Origin of the sequence: Bacillus sp. JJ1127 (assembly GCF_036965845.1) — a bacterium.
In the GTDB taxonomy this organism is placed as follows: domain Bacteria; phylum Bacillota; class Bacilli; order Bacillales; family Bacillaceae_G; genus Bacillus_A.
On sequence record NZ_JBALQK010000145.1, the window covers coordinates 1 to 19,420 of the forward strand.

Annotated in this window: 16 protein-coding genes, 1 tRNA gene and 1 other RNA gene; 1 reads left to right on the top strand and 17 read right to left on the bottom strand. The window is 38.9% G+C overall.

What is annotated here, in order from left to right; all coding sequences use genetic code 11:
- A partial coding sequence (locus tag V7183_RS14700; protein WP_335359992.1) for a pyridoxal-phosphate dependent enzyme occupies positions 1–1,141 on the top strand: 1,141 nt, incomplete at its 5' end.
- A 290-nt stretch (positions 1,142–1,431) separates the two neighbouring features.
- Here V7183_RS14700 and ssrA read toward each other — a convergent pair.
- From ssrA to V7183_RS14785, 17 genes are all read right to left on the bottom strand, one after another.
- Positions 1,432–1,790, bottom strand: a transfer-messenger RNA (tmRNA) gene (ssrA, locus tag V7183_RS14705).
- Between the two features lie 125 nt (positions 1,791–1,915).
- Positions 1,916–2,383: an SsrA-binding protein gene (smpB, locus tag V7183_RS14710; RefSeq protein WP_335359993.1), complete on the bottom strand. Its 468-nt coding sequence runs from the start codon at positions 2,381–2,383 to the stop codon at positions 1,916–1,918.
- A 214-nt stretch (positions 2,384–2,597) separates the two neighbouring features.
- Positions 2,598–5,012, bottom strand: a complete 2,415-nt coding sequence (rnr, locus tag V7183_RS14715) for a ribonuclease R (RefSeq protein WP_335359994.1) — start codon at positions 5,010–5,012, stop codon at positions 2,598–2,600.
- A 336-nt stretch (positions 5,013–5,348) separates the two neighbouring features.
- Positions 5,349–6,089: an alpha/beta hydrolase gene (locus tag V7183_RS14720; protein ID WP_170958163.1), complete on the bottom strand. Its 741-nt coding sequence runs from the start codon at positions 6,087–6,089 to the stop codon at positions 5,349–5,351.
- A 198-nt stretch (positions 6,090–6,287) separates the two neighbouring features.
- Positions 6,288–6,521, bottom strand: coding sequence for a preprotein translocase subunit SecG (gene secG / locus V7183_RS14725; protein ID WP_097899251.1), 234 nt, complete (start codon positions 6,519–6,521; stop codon positions 6,288–6,290).
- A gap of 95 nt (positions 6,522–6,616) precedes the next feature.
- A complete protein-coding gene (locus V7183_RS14730; protein WP_335359995.1) occupies positions 6,617–7,309 on the bottom strand; it encodes an LrgB family protein in 693 nt (230 codons plus the stop codon).
- A complete protein-coding gene (locus V7183_RS14735) occupies positions 7,306–7,674 on the bottom strand; it encodes a CidA/LrgA family holin-like protein (RefSeq protein WP_097899253.1) in 369 nt (122 codons plus the stop codon). The genes V7183_RS14730 and V7183_RS14735 overlap by 4 nt, the downstream gene beginning before the upstream one ends.
- 275 nt (positions 7,675–7,949) lie before the next feature.
- Entirely contained in the window at positions 7,950–9,242 is a 1,293-nt protein-coding gene (eno, locus tag V7183_RS14740; protein WP_097899254.1) for a phosphopyruvate hydratase, read from the bottom strand.
- A 27-nt stretch (positions 9,243–9,269) separates the two neighbouring features.
- Positions 9,270–10,799 carry a 2,3-bisphosphoglycerate-independent phosphoglycerate mutase gene (gene gpmI / locus V7183_RS14745; RefSeq protein ID WP_097899255.1) on the bottom strand — a complete coding sequence of 510 codons (1,530 nt, stop codon included), beginning with the start codon at positions 10,797–10,799 and terminating at the stop codon, positions 9,270–9,272.
- Positions 10,796–11,551 (bottom strand): triose-phosphate isomerase, encoded by a 756-nt coding sequence (gene tpiA / locus V7183_RS14750; RefSeq protein ID WP_097899256.1) that lies wholly within the window; start codon positions 11,549–11,551, stop codon positions 10,796–10,798. Before tpiA ends, gpmI begins: the two co-directional genes overlap by 4 nt.
- A gap of 32 nt (positions 11,552–11,583) precedes the next feature.
- On the bottom strand, positions 11,584–12,768 hold the full coding sequence (locus V7183_RS14755; protein ID WP_097899257.1) for a phosphoglycerate kinase: 1,185 nt from the start codon (positions 12,766–12,768) through the stop codon (positions 11,584–11,586).
- A gap of 134 nt (positions 12,769–12,902) precedes the next feature.
- Positions 12,903–13,907, bottom strand: a complete 1,005-nt coding sequence (gene gap / locus V7183_RS14760) for a type I glyceraldehyde-3-phosphate dehydrogenase (protein WP_097899258.1) — start codon at positions 13,905–13,907, stop codon at positions 12,903–12,905.
- Between the two features lie 26 nt (positions 13,908–13,933).
- Complete coding sequence (gene cggR / locus V7183_RS14765) at positions 13,934–14,962, bottom strand: gapA transcriptional regulator CggR (RefSeq protein ID WP_097899259.1); 1,029 nt, start codon at positions 14,960–14,962, stop codon at positions 13,934–13,936.
- 136 nt (positions 14,963–15,098) lie between these two features.
- Complete coding sequence (locus V7183_RS14770; RefSeq protein ID WP_097899260.1) at positions 15,099–15,344, bottom strand: glutaredoxin family protein; 246 nt, start codon at positions 15,342–15,344, stop codon at positions 15,099–15,101.
- Positions 15,345–15,353: 9 nt separating this feature from the next.
- Entirely contained in the window at positions 15,354–16,661 is a 1,308-nt protein-coding gene (rpoN, locus tag V7183_RS14775; protein WP_335359996.1) for an RNA polymerase factor sigma-54, read from the bottom strand.
- Between the two features lie 439 nt (positions 16,662–17,100).
- Positions 17,101–17,176, bottom strand: a tRNA-Arg gene (locus V7183_RS14780).
- A gap of 174 nt (positions 17,177–17,350) precedes the next feature.
- Positions 17,351–19,267 carry an APC family permease gene (locus V7183_RS14785; protein ID WP_335359997.1) on the bottom strand — a complete coding sequence of 639 codons (1,917 nt, stop codon included), beginning with the start codon at positions 19,265–19,267 and terminating at the stop codon, positions 17,351–17,353.
- Between the last annotated feature and the right edge of the window lie 153 nt (positions 19,268–19,420).

Genomic DNA, 19,420 nt, shown 5'->3' on the forward strand with positions numbered 1-19,420 from the left:
AATTATATTATTTGAAATTAGGAGATGGTTTACATTGAAATTAACTATTAAAAAAAATCCTAAAATAAATTATTTGCAATGCCTACGTTGTTATAACAACTATGATTTTGCTGATTTTTTTGAAGGCTGCCCAAGATGCTTGGCTGAAAATATGCCGTCAAGTTTAAAAATAATATATAAACAGGATGATACGACTTGTGCATTACCTTATAAATCTTACTTTTCTATGGGGGAAGGAAATACCCCATTGATTCCTATATTAATTGATAAAGAAGAATTTGGGGAAATTTTCATAAAATACGAAGGTCAAAACCCAACAGGCTCACATAAAGATAGAATGAGTTCTTTAATTGTAACAAGAGCTATTGAAACAGGATCCGAAGGTGTAGTTGTAGCATCTAGTGGAAACGCAGGAATTTCATTGGCAGCCTATGCGGCTTTCGGAGGTATAAAATGTGTTGTAATTGCTTCGAAAAACTTAAATAATCGTATTCAATCATTACTTAAAGGTTATGGAGCAAACTTAATATTAACTGATACACCTGAAGAAAGATGGATTAAATTAAAGGAATATTCCGACAAGGGATTTTACCCTGCCAGCAACTATTTAACACCTCCCGTTGGAAGTAATTTTATTGGAATTCAAGGTTATAAAACTATTGCCTATGAAATTTTGCAACAATTGCAAGGAAAAGTACCTACTAAAATCATTGTTCCAGTTTCTAGAGGGGACCTATTGTGGGGAATTTGGCAAGGTTTTAAAGAAATTACCCTAAATAAAAATACACTAAAACTTCCCAAAATGATAGCAGTTGAGCCCTTTCCACGTTTAACAAATGTATTAAATGGAGTTCACTATACAGAAGAATTTATTGGAGAAACTGGGTTGAAATCATTAGACGGAACAACGGTGACTTTCCAAGCTTTGAGTGCATTACAAGAATCTAATGGATTAGCAGCAGTAGTTACCGAAGAACAGGCAAAAAAAGATCAACAATTCCTATTAACAAAGGGTCTTTTTCTTGAAAATTCTTCGGCTACAGTAATCCATACGATAAATCAATTAAAGAATCAAAACCTCTTAAAAAAAGAAGACATCGTAATTGCTATGGGGACATCTTCAGGTTTTTTAGAAGTTTAAATTCATCCATCAAATTAAAATTTTGCAGAACCCCTTGAACAAAAAATGTACATTTTCACCTGGAGATGTACATTTTCTCGTTTTGGGTTTTGGGGTATTTGCTTTTATTAGCTTGATGGGCATGTATGGTGACCCCTGTATGAACTTTTAAGAAAAGTTTTTTATCCTTCTTTATTTCAAAACTACATTAAAGCATAATATTGTCACGTCAATTTTAAAGCATAAGAATGTAATTGTAACATTTTTATGCTTTAAATCACAACAAAATAAAAAAACCACCAAATATGTATTGGTGGAGACGGTGGGAGTCGAACCCACGTCCAAAAATATCGGCACTTAAGCTTCTACGAGTGTAGTCGATATATTAGCATTTCGCGAACTCTTCGGCCTATCGACAGGCTTCCAAGTTGCTAGTCTGATTGTTCTCTTCCTTCGCCCTCAGACGGCGAACTCCGGCGTAGTCCACTTAGTTTGAGTCCCTTACCCTACCACATGGACGATGGAGGGAGGAACCGCTAAGCTGTATTAAGCAGCTAAAGCGAAGTTGTTTTGTTGTTTGCCAATTATAGGCTTTGACGTTTTAACGAGGCCGATCCCCTCGACTCGCAACCTAAGCTCGAACTATCCCTGTCGAATCCGTAACGTCCCCATGATAGAAATGGAGCATACGAAGAAATATCGTGATAGCTACTAAGAGCTGTTTTTCAATGTGCAACAACCTTACATAAGTTATTATATCATACGCACGCCGTTTTACAAATGTAAATATCTGTATTACATCTTTTGACGATCACGAAACGCGCGTGCAATTTCACGTTTAGCTTCTTTCTCTTTTAAATCGTGACGCTTATCATATTGCTTCTTACCTTTTGCTAAACCAAGTGCCATTTTTGCAAATCCATTTTTCAAATAAATTCTAAGTGGAATCAATGCGTAACCAGTTTCTTTTGCAGAGCCCGCTAACTTCTCAATTTCTTTTTTATGAAGAAGTAATTTTCTCGTACGAAGTGGATCATGGTTGAAACGATTCCCTTGTTCGTACGTACTAATATGCATATTATGAACCCATACTTCACCGTTATGTATACGTGCAAACGCATCTTTCAAGTTCACGCGCCCAGCGCGAATCGATTTAATTTCCGTTCCTTGAAGGACAAGCCCTGCTTCGTATGTTTCTTCGATGAAATAATCATGAAATGCTTTTTTATTTTGTGCAATAACCTTACCGCTACCTTTTGGCATTATCTGTCCCTCCTCTATTTTTACTATTGTAACAAATGTTAAAGAAAAGCGGAAGTGGCTCGTTTAGAATCTTAGGGCGGTGGAGCTCCCGACAAAGAAGCGCTTTTTGCTTCGTCCGAGGGGGCGAAGCGACCGTAGATTCTAGCCACTGGAGCTAGATCAAATAAAAAGCGAAAGTGGCTTCGCTCAGTATATAAGCGAAGCCACTTTATTCTTACTTACGCTTTTTCTTTTTCTTCTTAAATCCTGGGACATTTTCAAAGAATGGCTTTTTCTTTTTACCGTTACCATCTTTTTTCTCTGGACGACCAGATGACCCTTTCCCTTGACCACCACGTTCGTATTTTCTTCCACTACCACGTTCATTGTCACGTGCACCGCCACGCTCGTTATTACGTCCGCCGCGACCACTACGTCTCTTTCTACCGTCTTTCGGCTGCTCAATAACAACTGGACGATCTTTGAATTTACGTCTTGGCGTGCCTTTCATACCGACGATTTCAAAATCAATCGCACGTTCCTCTTTGTTTACATTAATAACGCGAATTGTAATTTCATCACCGATGCGGAAGACGTTACCTGTACGTTCCCCAATCATCGCAAAGTGCTGTTCGTCATAACGATAGTAATCATCTGTTAAATAGCTAACATGAACAAGACCTTCAATTGTATTTGGAAGCTCTACGAATAAACCAAAGTTTGTTACAGAGCTAATCATACCGTCATACTCTTCACCGATCTTATCAAGCATATATTCTGCTTTTTTCAGTTCGTCTGTTTCACGCTCTGCCTCAACAGCACGGCGTTCCATGTTAGAAGAATGCTCTGCGATATCTGGTAACTTTTCACGCCATTTCGCCTGTGTTTCATTATCGATTTTACCGTTAATGATATATTCACGAATTAATCTATGAACAATTGTATCTGGGTAACGACGAATTGGTGATGTGAAGTGTGTATAGAACTCTGTTGATAAACCGAAGTGACCTAAACTATCCGCATCGTAACGAGCTTGTTTCATCGAACGAAGCATAACTGTCGAAATCACGACTTCTTCTGGCTGCCCTTGAACCATTTCAAGAATTTGTTGCAGTGCACGAGGATGTATGTCATTCGCACGTCCTTTTACCGCATAGCCGAAGTTTGTGACAAACTCGAAGAAACGCTCTAATTTATCTTCTTTCGGATCTTCATGAACGCGGTACATAAACGGTACGTTCATCCAGTGGAAATGCTCTGCTACCGTTTCATTGGCAACAAGCATGAACTCCTCAATTAGCTTTTCTGATACAGAACGATCACGCATCACAACATCAGTCGGTTTTCCTTCTTCATCTACTAGCACTTTTGCTTCTTTGAAGTCGAAGTCAATCGCACCGCGGCGCATACGTTTTTCGCGTAAAATTTGTGCTAACTGCCCCATCTCTTTAAACATTGGCACTAGCGGCTCATAACGTTCAATTAGCGCTTCGTCTTCATCTTCCAAAATGCTTCTAACATCAGCATACGTCATACGCTCTGTCGTTTTAATTACACTTTGGAAAATCTCATGCTGTACAACATCACCTAGATTATTGATTTCCATTTCACAAGATAATGTAAGGCGATCTACTTTCGGATTTAATGAACAAATACCGTTAGATAAACGATGTGGAATCATTGGGATTACACGGTCAACAAGATATACACTCGTCGCTCTTTCAGCTGCTTCAACATCAATTGGAGAACCTTCTTGAACGTAATGACTCACATCCGCGATATGAACACCAAGTTTATAATTACCGTTCTCAAGCTTTGTTACTGTTACCGCATCATCTAAATCTTTCGCATCTGCGCCATCAATTGTAACAATCATTTGATCACGCAAATCACGACGATCTTTTAAATCTTCTTCTGAAATCGTTTCTGGTACACTGTTTGCATGTTCCATAACTTCTTCAGGGAACGCTAAAGGTAAATGATGTTTATGAATGACAGATAAAATATCTACCCCTGGATCATTTTTATGACCTAGAATTTGAATAACTTCACCTTCCGCACTTAAACGGTTCTCTGGATAGCTCGTAATTTTCACAACTACTTTATGGCCTTCTACAGCACCCATTGATGCGCTTTTCAAGATGAAAATATCACTTGTCCAGCGCTTATTATCAGGTATAACGAAACCAAAGTTCTTCGATTCTGTATATGTACCAACTAGTTCTTTCGTTCCACGCTCTAAAATACGAACAATTGTACCTTCTTGACGTGAACCACTTGATTGCGAGCTAACACGCGCTAATACTGTATCACCATGAAGTGCACCATTTAATTCTGTAGGCGGGATGAAAAGATCATCGTCTCCCGTTTTCTTCTCCTCTGGGACAACAAAAGCAAAACCACGCGCATGCCCGATTAATTTACCTCGCACTAAATTCATCTTTTCTGGAAGACCATAACGATTGCTGCGTGTACGAACAACAAGTCCCTTTTCTTCCATCATAACAAGTGCCTTTACAAAATCTTTAAAGCCAGCGGAATCTTCAATCCCAAACGCAGCTTCTAATTCTTGTATCGTTAACGGTTTATACGCTTCTTCTTTCATAAATAATAACAACTTATCAATATGTTCTTGAATGATTTCTTCCAAGCAAAAATACCTCCTTTAAACCCTCATATTATTTAGTGTATCCGAAACATTGACTCTATATAAAGTGAAACTTCTACAAACACTCGTTTTTTACCATTTATTCCGCTACTTGTGTACAATAAGATTCTCGTCTTAGATGTTTATTCCTATGTATGATTTACTTTCCTCTAAGTCGAAGCTTTGAAAACAAAAGAAAGCCTTCTCTCGTTTTCTCTTTTTGCTCTCACGCGGCATGGGGACAAAACAGGCTCTGACCGCTTCTAGCCACAGGCGGATCCTCTCTCCCACCTAAAAAAGTGGTTTTAATCCCCCATGAAAAAAAGAGGCAACTAGATCTTACCAATCTAGTTGCTCCAAGAAGTTATATACATCTTCGTGTAGCTCATCACGTTGTTTATCAAGCGTAATGACATGCGTAGAGTCTTCATACCACTTAATTTCTTTTAACGTGGACTCTACACCGTTATAGATAATGTTAGCACTATCTGTATTAATCATTTCATCATGACGTGCTTGTACAACAAATGTTGGTGCATAAATCATGTCGACATTGTTGCGTACGTCACGAATTAAGTCTTGCAGTGCTTTCAATGTATTCATTGGTGTCTTCTTAAATTCCATCATTTCTTCAGCAATTTTCTCTGGTGATTTTTGTTCACGTTTTTTATACTCACGTGCATACGCCAATATACCTTGGTACATAATTTCTTCGCTCTTAATATACATTGGGGCACACATTGGCACAGCACCTAAAATCGGCAATGTATAAGCAAGTTTTAATGAGAATACACCACCAAGTGATAATCCAACAGCAGCAATTTTCTCATATCCTTGATCTTTTAAATGCTGATAAGCATTCATTACGTCTTTCCACCAGTCTTCAGGACCTGTATGAACAAGTTGCTCTGGAGGCACACCATGTCCTTTATAAATTGGGGCGTGACAAGTGTAACCTTTTTTCTCTAAGAAACGCCCGAGCATACGTACATCAGCTGAATTCCCCGTGAATCCATGTAGTAATAAAACAGCACGGTCTCCACCTTCAAATGTAAATGGTTTCGGAGATGCTAATTTCATCATCTTCTTCTCCTCTTTCTCTTCTGTAATCTAGTCGTATTGTTTCTGTCCTTAGTTTACCATAGTTCCATTTCCATAATCTAATTAGAAACTTTTTTCGAATAATGGAATATAAATGAGCACAAAAAAGAAGAACCATTAGCACGAATCCGCTAACGCTTCTTCTTTTTCCATATCTGTTAAAAGCAAGGCCTTTGCTTATATGTTCAAGTACGTAACACTAATTGTTAGTACGAAGAATAATACAGCTAAAACAACTGTAATACGGTTTAATACTGCTTCAATTCCGCGTGCTTTTTGCTTACCAAATAATTGCTCTGCACCGCCTGAAATTGCACCTGAAAGGCCTGAACTATTACTAGACTGCATAAGTACCATAACAATTATTAAAATCGATACAATAATAAGTAAAACTGATAATAACGTATGCACCTCAGTGTACCTCCTACAAAGATTCAGTTAGTTTAAATGTTAGCATAAATTCTATAGAAAAGCGAGAGCTGTTCAATTGCTCCCGCTTTTCTTTATTACATAAACATACTCGCAAATAACGGTCCAAGTAAGCATGTTAAAATCGCTGTTAATGTCATTGTTACCGATCCAATAACACCCTCGTTCTCATTATTTTTCATTGCTCTCATAACACCCATAATATGTGATGCACAGCCAAATCCAATTCCTCTACCAACAGAGTTTGTAACGCGGCTCCACTTTAATAGAATTGGGCCTGTAATTGTTCCTGTAATCCCTGCAACAACAACGAATGCGGCTGTTAATGATGGAACACCACCAACTTGCTCTGATACACTCATCGCAACTGGCATTGTTACCGATTTTGGTAAAGAAGATAAAATTAAACTTTTATCTGTCCCCATAAGTGAAGCAATGATGAGGTCACTTCCAATTGCAACTGTTGTTCCAACGATTACACCACCTGCAATCGGTACAACATATTTTTGCAACACGTGACGCTGCTTATAAAGAGGAATTGCAAATGCTACAACACCTGGTCCAAGCAGTTTGGAAATCCAGCCTCCACCACTTTGCATGTATTGTTGATATGGTATATCAAGCACCAATAATAAGACAATCATTAATGCTGTTGCGACAATCATTGGAATCGTAAACGGTGTTGGCAATACTTTATAGATCTTTTTAGATAATTGATATAATAGCACTGTAAGAATAACCCAACCGATGCCGGTTAATATATTGCTCATCGTGATTCTTTTTCCTTTCTATTCGCAAGATATTGTCCTGTATGTCCTGCGACAATAATAATTAAAAATGTACTCGCGATAACGGTAATGCATAGAGAAATTCCTTTACTCATAAAAAAAGCACCGTAATTCATTAAACCAATCGTTGGTGGAATCAATAAAAACGGCATAATAGCAACGAGTGTCTCTGCTCCTAAATCAAACCATTTCACAGGAAGAACCTTCATGCTGAGTAAAATAAGTAGTAAAAACATTCCAATTAAACTTCCCGGAATTGGAAGATTCAACATCTCTTCTACCCATGTTCCAATCATGTAAAACACATAAAGCGCTGCAACTTGGACAATAATCTTTGTAAACTTCATGTTCATCATCCCTCATGTTTATACGATCTTCTGTTTTCAATTCTTATCATAGTATAAATTATAAAAACCTGCAATTTATCGACTTGACAAAAAAAATCACATGTGTTATACGCTTACACCCTTGATATGACTGCGTTTTCGAGCGGAATTTACGTCAAAAACATTGACCTAAAACATAAAGTTTTTATTTTCTGAATTTTAGTATTTACTATTCTAAAAAAAGAAACACAAAAAACAGACCGTGATTTCTCACGGTCTGTCATTATTTTCTACAATTATTTTTTAAGGTTGTAGAAAGATTTTAAACCATCGTAAACAGCGATTTCGCCTAGTTCGTCTTCGATGCGTAATAATTGGTTGTATTTCGCAATACGGTCAGTACGGCTCATAGAACCAGTTTTGATTTGGCCAGCGTTAGTTGCAACTGCGATGTCAGCGATTGTAGCATCTTCAGTTTCACCAGAACGGTGAGATACAACTGCTGTGTAACCAGCACGTTTAGCCATTTCGATTGCTTCGAAAGTCTCAGTTAAAGTACCGATTTGGTTAACTTTAATTAAGATTGAGTTAGAGATACCTTTTTCGATACCTTCAGCAAGTTTTTGCGTGTTCGTTACGAATAAGTCGTCACCAACTAATTGAACTTTTTTGCCAAGACGGTCAGTTAATAATTTGTGGCCATCCCAGTCGTTTTCGTCTAAACCATCTTCGATAGAGATGATTGGGAAGTCGTTGCAAAGACCTTCGTAGAAATCAACCATTTCTGCAGAAGTTAAGCTACGGCCTTCGCCTGCAAGGTCATATTTACCAGTTTCTTTATTGTAGAACTCAGAAGAAGCAACGTCCATTCCTAAGAATACGTTCTCGCCAGCTTTATAACCAGCTTTTTCGATAGCTTCGATAATTACTTCTAATGCTTCACGGTTAGAACCAAGGTTTGGAGCGAATCCACCTTCGTCACCTACTGCAGTGTTAAGACCTTTGTCATGTAATACAGCTTTTAATGCATGGAATACTTCCGCACCCATACGGATAGCTTCTTTGAATGTTGGAGCACCAACTGGTAAGATCATGAACTCTTGGAAGTCAACGTTGTTATCAGCGTGAGAACCACCGTTGATGATGTTCATCATTGGAGTTGGTAATTGTTTCGCATTGAATCCACCAAGGTAACGGTATAATGGAAGACCTACGAAGTCAGCTGCTGCGTGAGCTACTGCCATAGATACACCAAGGATAGCGTTAGCGCCTAATTTACCTTTGTTTGGAGTGCCATCTAATTCGATCATAGCACGGTCGATACCAGCTTGGTCAGTTACGTCGAAACCAACGATTTCTGGAGCGATAATTTCGTTTACGTTATCTACTGCTTTCAGAACACCTTTACCAAGGTAACGAGATTTGTCACCGTCACGTAATTCTACTGCTTCGTATTCACCAGTAGATGCACCACTTGGTACTAATGCGCGTCCGAATGCGCCGCTTTCTGTATAAACTTCTACTTCTACAGTTGGGTTACCACGAGAGTCTAGGACTTCGCGAGCATAAATATCAATAATTGTTGACATAGTATTTTCTCTCCTTTTATATACGTATTATTTAATAATTGTTTTACCTGTCATTTCTTTTGGTTGTTCAACACCAAGAAGTGTAAGCATTGTTGGAGCGATATCTCCTAAGATGCCGTCTTCACGTAATTCAACATCATTTTTTGTAACGATGAAAGGAACCGGGTTCGTTGTATGAGCTGTCATTGGTTGTCCCTCAGGAGTTAATTCCTGATCAGCATTACCATGGTCAGCAGTAATAAGTGCTACACCATCTTTTGCAAGAATCGCTTCTACAACTTTTCCTAAACATTCGTCAGTTGCTTCTACTGCTTTAATTGTTGGTTCCATCATCCCAGAATGGCCAACCATATCACAGTTTGCAAAGTTAAGAATGATCACATCATGTTTATCATTTTCGATTTCATTTACTAAAGCGTCGGTTACTTCGTAAATGCTCATTTCAGGTTTCAAGTCATACGTTGCAACCTTCGGTGAGTTAATTAAGATACGCTCTTCTCCTGGGAATTCAGCCTCACGACCACCGCTAAAGAAGAATGTAACGTGCGGATACTTTTCAGTTTCCGCGATGCGAAGTTGCTTTAATCCCGCTTGCGCAACAACTTCACCTAATGTGTTATCAAGGTTCATTGGCTTGAATGCCACGTAACCATCTACTGTTTCACTAAAGTGTGTCATACAAACGAATTCTGGAATGTGAGGTACTTTTTCACCACGATCAAACTCACGGAAGTCTTCGTTTGTAAATACACGTGCAATTTGAATTGCGCGGTCTGGACGGAAATTATAGAAGATAACTGCATCATCATCATTGATTGTTGCAACTGGCGTTTCATCTTCATTAACAATTACAGACGGCAATACGAATTCATCATAAATACCATTTGCATATGAGTCTTCTACACACTCAAGTGCTGATTTATAAGTAGGGCCTTCGCCATACACCATAGCACGGTAACATTTTTCTACGCGATCCCAACGCTTGTCACGGTCCATGGAGTAATAACGACCGGAGATAGTCGCGAATTGTCCTACTCCTATTTCTTTAATTACTTCATTTGTTGCATCGATATAACCTTTTGCTGTTTGCGGTCCAACATCGCGGCCATCTAAGAATCCGTGGATGTATACTTTCTCCACGCCTTCTTTTGCAGCTAAGCGAAGTAGTGCAAACATATGGTTAATGTGACTGTGCACACCACCATCAGAAAGTAAGCCGAATAAGTGAAGGGCTGTACCTTTCTCTTTTACGTGCTTAATTGCGCTTTGGAATGTTTCGTTCTTATCGAACTCACCTTCACGAATTGCAACGTTCACACGTGTTAAGCTTTGATATACTACGCGGCCAGCACCGATATTTAAGTGACCAACCTCAGAGTTACCCATCTGACCTTCTGGAAGACCTACCGCTTCACCACATGCTGTTAGCGTTGTGTGAGGGAATTTGTTCCAGTAACCGTCGAAATTAGGTTTCTTAGCTTGTGCTACAGCATTCCCGTAAGTTTCTTCTCGTAGTCCGAAACCGTCAAGAATAATTAAAGCTGTTGGCTTTCTCATTTTACCGCCTCCAGAAGACCTAAGAAGGAAGCAGGCTCTAAGCTTGCACCGCCAACTAAAGCGCCGTCGATGTCAGTTTGTGCCATGTATTCTTTAATGTTTTCTGGCTTTACGCTGCCGCCGTATTGAATACGAACAGCTTCTGCAGCTGCTGGAGAAACAGCTTCTGCAACAACTTTACGGATGTGCGCACATACTTCATTTGCATCTGCAGCAGAAGAAGATTTACCTGTACCGATAGCCCAGATTGGCTCATATGCGATAACAGTTACTTTCACTTGCTCTTCTGTTAAACCTGCAAGTGCTTTTGTCACTTGATCTGCTACTAGATCAAATGTTTTTCCGCTTTCGCGCTCTTCTAAAGTTTCACCACAGCAAACGATTGGTGTTAAACCATGTTCAAATGCTGCAAGAGTTTTTTTGTTTACCGTTTCGTCTGTTTCAGCGAACATTTCACGACGCTCAGAGTGACCAAGTACTACATAGCTCACTTTTAAGTCGCTAAGTGCTACTGGGCTAATTTCGCCAGTGAATGCACCATTTTTTTCGAAGTGCATGTTTTGTGCACCTACTTTTAAGTCAGTTCCTTCCGTAGCCGCTACAAGACGCTCTAAGAAAAGAGCTGGAGAGCAAACTACTGCATCAACAGCTGAAGCTGCTGGGATTTGACCTTTTACTTCCTCTACGAAGCTAACTGCTTCAGATAGAGTTTTATTCATTTTCCAGTTACCTGCGATAATTGGTTTACGCATGCTTTGCACCGTCCTTTTTCTTTGGCTGCTACTTATTTGTCGTTAAGACAAACTACACCTGGAAGCTCTTTACCTTCCATAAATTCTAATGACGCACCGCCGCCAGTAGAAATGTGGCTCATTTTGTCAGCCATACCGAATTTTTCAACAGCTGCTGCAGAGTCACCACCGCCGATAACAGAGTATGTATCTTCTGCATCTGCTAATGCTTGTCCTACTGCTTTTGTACCTTCTGCAAATGGAGCCATTTCGAATACACCCATTGGTCCGTTCCATACAACAAGCTTAGAGTTTTTAATTACATCTGCATAAATTGCACTTGTTTTTGGTCCAATATCCAATCCTTCCCAATCAGCAGGAATAGAATCGATATCTACAACTTGTCGGTTTGCAGTTTCAGAGAAGTCATCTGCAACGACGCAATCAACTGGCATATAGAAGTTTACGCCTTTTTCTTTTGCTAGTTGCATAAATTCTTTTGCTAGTTCAATTTTGTCATCTTCACATAGAGACTGTCCGATTTCATGACCCATTGCTTTTACAAATGTATAAGCAAGTCCGCCGCCAATGATTAAGTTATCAACTTTATCAAGTAGATGACGAATTACACCGATTTTATCTTTTACTTTCGCACCACCGATGATTGCTGTGAATGGGCGCTCTGGGTTAGAAAGTGCTTTACCTAATACTTCTAACTCTTTTTCCATTAAGAAGCCTGATACTGCTGGTAGGTAGTCTGCAATACCTGCTGTAGAAGCATGAGCACGGTGAGCTGCACCGAATGCATCATTAACGAAAAGATCAGCAAGAGCTGCAAATTCTTTTGCTAATTCTGCATCGTTCTTTTCTTCGCCCGCATAGAAGCGTACGTTTTCAAGAACTAATACGTCGCCTTCGTTCATTGCTGCAATCATTTCTTGTACAGCTGGTCCGAATGCTTCGTCTGCTTTTTTCACGTCTTTACCAAGAAGCTCACCTAAACGTGCAGCTACTGGAGTAAGACGCATTTCTTCTACTACTTGGCCTTTTGGACGCCCTAAGTGACTTGCTAAAATAACTTTCGCACCTTGCTCTACTAAATATTGAATTGTAGGAAGAGCTGCACGAATACGAGTCTCGTCTGTAACTTTTCCATCTTTCATAGGTACGTTGAAGTCAACGCGGCAAAACACTCGTTTACCCTTTAAATCTACGTCACGAATTGATTTTTTGTTCATTGGATTTCCCTCCGACTAGTTAGGATTGACAAAACCCATTCAAAAGCTTATCACATTTGCTTCTAAAACGAAAGAAGAGAGAGGGAACAAACCCTCTCCCTCGTTTTGTCATTGATAACTGATAAACTTAAGAATTAAAGACCTTTAGAAGCGATGTAGTCTACTAAGTCAACTACGCGGTTAGAGTAACCAGTTTCGTTGTCGTACCAAGAAAGAACTTTAAGCATATTGCCTTCCATAGCCATTGTAGATAATGCATCGATTGTAGAAGAACTTGTGCATCCGTTATAGTCGATAGATACTAATGGCTCTTCGCTGTATCCAAGAATACCTTTTAATTCGCCTTCAGCTGCTGCTTTGAATGCTGCATTTACTTCTTCAACTGTTACTTCTTTATCAAGTTCAACAACTAAGTCAACAAGAGAAACGTTAGCAGTTGGAACACGTACTGCGCCACCGTTTAATTTACCTTTAAGTTCTGGTAATACTAATGCTACTGCTTTCGCTGCACCAGTTGTAGTTGGGATCATGCTCATTGCTGCTGCACGTGCACGACGTAAATCTTTATGTGGTAAGTCTAAGATTTGTTGGTCATTAGTGTAAGAGTGAATTGTTGTCATCATTCCGCGTTTGATACCGAATTTTTCGTTTAATACTTTAGCAAATGGAGCTAAGCAGTTTGTAGTACAAGAAGCGTTAGAGATTACATTATGGTTAGCTGCATCATATTGTTCGTGGTTAACACCCATAACGATTGTGATATCTTCGTCAGAAGCTGGTGCAGAGATGATAACTTTTTTAACTGATCCACCTAGGTGCTTCTCAGCGTCTGCTTTTTTAGTGAAGCGTCCAGTAGACTCTACTACTACTTCTACGCCGTAGTCGCTCCATGGTAATTGAGCTGGGTCACGCTCAGCGATAACTTTGATTTCTTTACCGTTAACGATGATGCTGTCGCCGTTAGCAGATACTTCTGCATTTACTGTTCCGTGAACAGAGTCATATTTTAAAAGGTGAGCTAAAGTTTTAGCGTCTGTTAAGTCGTTGATTGCTACTACTTCCACGTTAGGGTTGTTAAGAGCTGCGCGGAATACCACACGTCCGATACGTCCAAATCCATTAATACCAATTTTAGTCATTTGAATTTCCTCCTTGGGGGATTATATTAAAGGGTAATACCCTTTGTTAACTGTTTTGCTGCACCTTCATCTGTAATAAGAATCGAAGTGTGCCCTTGTTTAATTACAGCCTGTATAGCTTTTGCTTTTGAAGATCCTCCAGCGACTGCAACAACGTGAGATACATGTTGTAAATCTTTTAGCTGCATGCCCACTGTTTGTACTTTATGAACGACATTACCCTGTTCATTAAAGTAATAACCGAAAGCCTCGCCAACTGCTTCACTTGCTTTAATCTTTAACCAATCTGCTTCCGAAGTATTTCTGCGACGTGCCATTGTTAACGCATCACCTATTCCATGAATGACGATATTGGAAGATCGAATCAACTCAAGAACTTCTTTCACAGAAGGCTCTGTCACAATAGACGCATATGCTTCGCTGCTTACATGGTCTGGAACATACAATAAGCGATAATTACTCATCGTATTTTGTGCCATTTTGGCGCAAATGGTATTGGCCTCTAATTCGACACCTTCTCCAATTCCACCACGTGCTGGGACAAACAGCATATGTAAATCTTTACAATCAAGTTGCATCATGTCCGCAACAGCAGCTAGCGTTGTTCCTCCAGCCACAGCAACGATATTATTCGCTGTCAAACGGTCTTTTATACAACTCACACAAGCACGGCCCATCTCCAGTTTGACCCAAGGTGATTCATCACTATCACCAGGGACAACGAAAACTTCATCCAAGTCTAATGTTTCCTTGAGTTGTTTTTCTAAAACCTTTAACCCGGAAATTTCTTTCATAAAGTCTTCCAAAGCAAGAACTAAAGCTGTTCCCTCTTCTGTTAAAGTCATTCCAGAAGAAGCGACGTGAACTAAGTTTTGTTCTTTCAAAACTTGCACTTCACTTCGCAATACTCGTTCTGTCATACCAAGACTTGCAGATAAGTTTCTTCTTCCAATCGGCTGCATAAGACGAATGTGCTGAAGAATTTGCATTCTTGTTTGCATAACAGGTAGCAGATCGGGTAATAATTTTTTCATGTTCTGAATCCATGAGCGCATATCATTTCTCCTCACTACATTGGTTCATTTTCACCTCATGGTCACTTTATGTCCCGTAGTGACATTTTATGTCCCACATGGTTTAAAAAAATAATCCCTGCTACGTGTATTATTGTAACAGGAGATAGAAACTTATTCAACTCTTAACTGAATTGTTTATATAGTTTATTATGACATCTTTGTGAATGACACCGTAAAACGCCTGTTTTCCGTCAATTTCCACGACCGGGATCATAATTTGATACTTTTCTAAAAGCTCATCATCTTCATATATATCTATTTCCTCAATTTCAAAAGAATATACCTTTTGTACTTCTTTCAAAATCTGTTTTGCTTTCACACAAAGACCACAGTCCGTTTTCGTATACAAAACAACTTTCATCTTCTTCACCTATCCAATTGTTTTTCTTAAAGAAGAGGCCGGAATGTTCATTTGTTCTCGATATTTTGCAACTGTTCTACGAGAAATAACAATTTCATGCTCGTCTTCTAACAATTTTGAAATTTTTTGATCTGAAAGTGGTTTTTTCTTATTTTCTTGTTCTACAAGCGTTTGAATGAATTGTTTTACGCGCTTAGTAGAAATAGCTTCATCTTCTGTTGTAACTACCGCGTTACTAAAGAATGACTTCATTTCAAACAATCCATGCGGCGTTTGTACATATTTATTACGCGTAGCACGACTGATGGTAGACTCATGTACACTTAATTCTTCTGCCACTTCTTTTAAAGAAAGTGGTTTTAAATATTCCGAACCTTTTAAAAAGAAATCACGTTGTTTCTTCATAATAATTTCCATTACTTGCAAAAGCGTTTGTTTTCGTTGCTTCAAACTGCGCATAATCCACTGAACATGCTGATACTTCTCAGAGACATAAGAAGCAACCTCACTTTCACTATTATGAAGAAGTGCACTATACTCTGAATGAATTTCAATCTTCGGCATGTTGCGTTCATTCATTTGTAAAACGAGGCGATCACCATCTTTTTTCACGGCCATATCAGGAACAATATAAAGCGGCTTCTCAGAAGAAAACGCAAGTCCTGGTTTCGGCTGCAATGATGTAATACAATCAACAGCTGATTGTAATTCCTCGTTACTACATTTCATAACCTGGATCAATTTTCGCCAATCTTTCTTAACAAAATATGAGAAATATTCATCCACAATCATTTCTGAGAGTGTATCTTTCGTTTGTAAGCGCTTCAATTGAAGGGATAGACATTCCTGAATATTACGCGCTCCTACCCCTGCTGGCTCTAGCGACTGGACAAGCTTCATAGCACAGTCCACTACATCAATCGGCGCAGCAAGTAGTTCTGCTAATTCTTCATTTGTTTCTTGTAAATAACCATTCTCATCCATGTTCATAATGATGAAAGAAGCTGCTTTTCGCTGTTCTTCATCTATTTTATAATACTGTATTTGATCTAATAAATGTTGCTGAATCGTTGTCGAATCCACACTATAAATTTCCATTTGATTGTCGATTTGTTTGCTTGTACTTTTACTTTTGCTTGAGCTCTTTTTCTTCTCCCTCTCAAAGCCACCTAACTCAATAAGGGGATTCTCTAACGATTGCTCATACAAAAACTCCGTTAACTCCTGTACATTATATTGGAGCATTGTAATCGCTTGTCTTAACTCTTGTGTCATGGCCAAACGTAAGCTTTGTTCTTGTAAAAGACTTGCCTTCAAACTAATCTCCCCCTTGTTTCTATTGTACAATAAGTTTGTTAAAAGGAGAATCCTGTGCAGATACCCATTCCAAAATATTATTAATTTATATGTATTAATGAAATATCCATCTTACAACCGAAAAATGAATAATATTGAAAGAAAACAATAAAAAAAAACATATAAATGCAAATTGAAAAAAACGGCATAAAACCTTTCTTTTTAGGTGGGAGAGAGCATCCGACCATGCATAGAAACGGTCATGCCATGTTAAAACAAAAAAGAGAACGAATGCAGTTCACCTTTTGTTCTTCAGAGCAGCGACTTATACGTTTGAAAATCAAAGTGGACATATAGAACATTTTTATTACCACATACTAATAGTAAATGTTATTACTAGATATAACAAGAGAGAAATAAAAAAAGTCCTAACCTACAAATGTAAGTTAGGACTTTTTGACGCGCCCAGAGGGATTCGAACCCCCGGCAGACGTGGTACCGGAAACCACCGCTCTATCCGACTGAGCTATGGGCGCATTATCATAAATTCTACAGCAAAAGGATACCTTTTATCCTATCGCGCACTGTTTATTATACGATATCTTCGTTTTGGAAGCAATTACTTCTTATTTCGCAATTCCTGAATAACTCCCAATACAATATGCGGCCTACATCGCGTAATGATGTAGGCCGCCAATAATTGAACGATATTATTTATGCAAATGATATGGAACTGTTGTAATGACTATATCTTTATGACGAATAAACCACATTCGTAAAAGAAGTGCACTCTGGTTATGTAATACATGATGCCACCATTTGTGCGAAATGAATTGCGGAATAATAATATGGATGTGTCCTCCCTCAGCTTCTTGTTTCGCCTCTATTGTTTTAATAAGGCGATTCAACGGTTCAAGTAGAGAACGATATTTACTGCGAAGAACTACCAGTCTACAAGGAGTCCCCCATTCTTTCCACTCTTTCTCCATTTTATTTATAGACGCCTCATCGAAACCAACATATACAGCAATCGGATCAACATTTAGACTTTTCGCAAAGGATATCGTGTTGTTCACAACACGATGAACACCTGACACTAAAACGAGCGTGACTACACCGCTTGCTTCTGGACGTATCGTTTTCATATCGATGCGCAATTCTTCTGCAACATCTTCATAATGCCTGTGAATGGACATTGAGATGAAAATAATAATAGGCAAGACAACTAATACAACCCAAGCGCCGCCCGTAAACTTTGTAACGGCAAAAATAACAGCAACAATTGATGTAATCACGGCACCAACTGTATTAATCGTAAACTTGATTTTCCAATGCGATCCTTTTACTCGTTTCCAGCGGCGCATCAAACCAATTTGCGCTACTGTAAACGAAAGGAAAACACCGATCGCATATAGTGGAATTAACGCATTCGTATGCGCATGGAACGATATAATTAAAATACATGCTAGTGATGCTAGCACAATAATTCCATTCGAATATCCTAAACGGTCTCCACGATTTGTTAAACTTCGAGGCAAAAATCCGTCTGCCGCTACAATCGCAGCAAGCTGAGAAAACCCTGTAAATGTAGAGTTTGCCGCTAAAATTAACACTATAAACGTAAACCATATAATTACTTGATATAAAATTCCATGTCCAAAATACATGCCAGCTAACTGCGACAACATCGTGTTGTGTGGGTCTGGCGTAATACCTTTCGCATACAGATGATACGAAAAGCCTAAAAGTGTCACAGCTGTGATCGAACCTAGAGCGATATACGTTCTAATTGCGTTTTTTTGCTGTGGTTCTCTAAAAATAGGAACTGCATTTGAAATCGTCTCAATTCCTGTAAGTGCTGAACAAGCTGAACTGAACGCTTTCAAAATTAGTAAAGTTGTTAAGCCCTCTGGAACTGTTCCAAAGCTCGGTGTACTTGGTTGAATAAACCCGTGACGCAGTTCATCAAAAAATCCCGTAAAAATTAAAATTAACATACAAATCATAAAACCGAATGTCGGCCAAGCAAAAACGCGAGCTGATTCTGCTAATCCGCGTAAGTTCACAAGCACTAAGATAATGACGCATAAGATTGCTAAAATCGTTTCATATGGAGCGACTACAGGATACGCAGAAGAAACCGCTTCTATAGCTGCAGATACAGATACAGCTACGGTCAACACATAATCAACGAGCAGCGAACTAGAGGCAACAAGAGAAACCCAGCGCGGCTTGAAATTATCTTTCGCGATAGCATACGCTCCCCCGCCGTTTGGATATGCCAAAATCCCCATAATATACGATACAATCAAAATTGCCAAAAGAACGATAGTAGAAATGGTAATCGGCAAGATTAACCATTTCGCATCAGGACCAAGCCCAGCAAGCTCTGTCATTCCTGATTCCGGTCCATATGCAACAGATGAATACAAATCCGCTGAAAGGATTGGCAACGCAATTAACCAAAATAGTTTGTTATGTTGTGCATGAAGCTCTGACGTTCGCATCGGACGACCAATTAAAAAGCGCTTCACACTACTGAAATTACTTGCAGAAAACCAAATTGCAATTAGTGCAAATATAACTAACATTGCTTCCAACCATCTAACTAAAGTATGATGATCCATAACTCTTTCTCCTTTTAATCGCTATTTGCTAATGTTTATTCTCCATATTTGAATTGATACATGATATTTTGAACAACGAAATATAAAATATGTACCTTCTGAAAATACCCTCAATCAAAAGCCTACAAATTCATACATAATCGTAATTCTTAA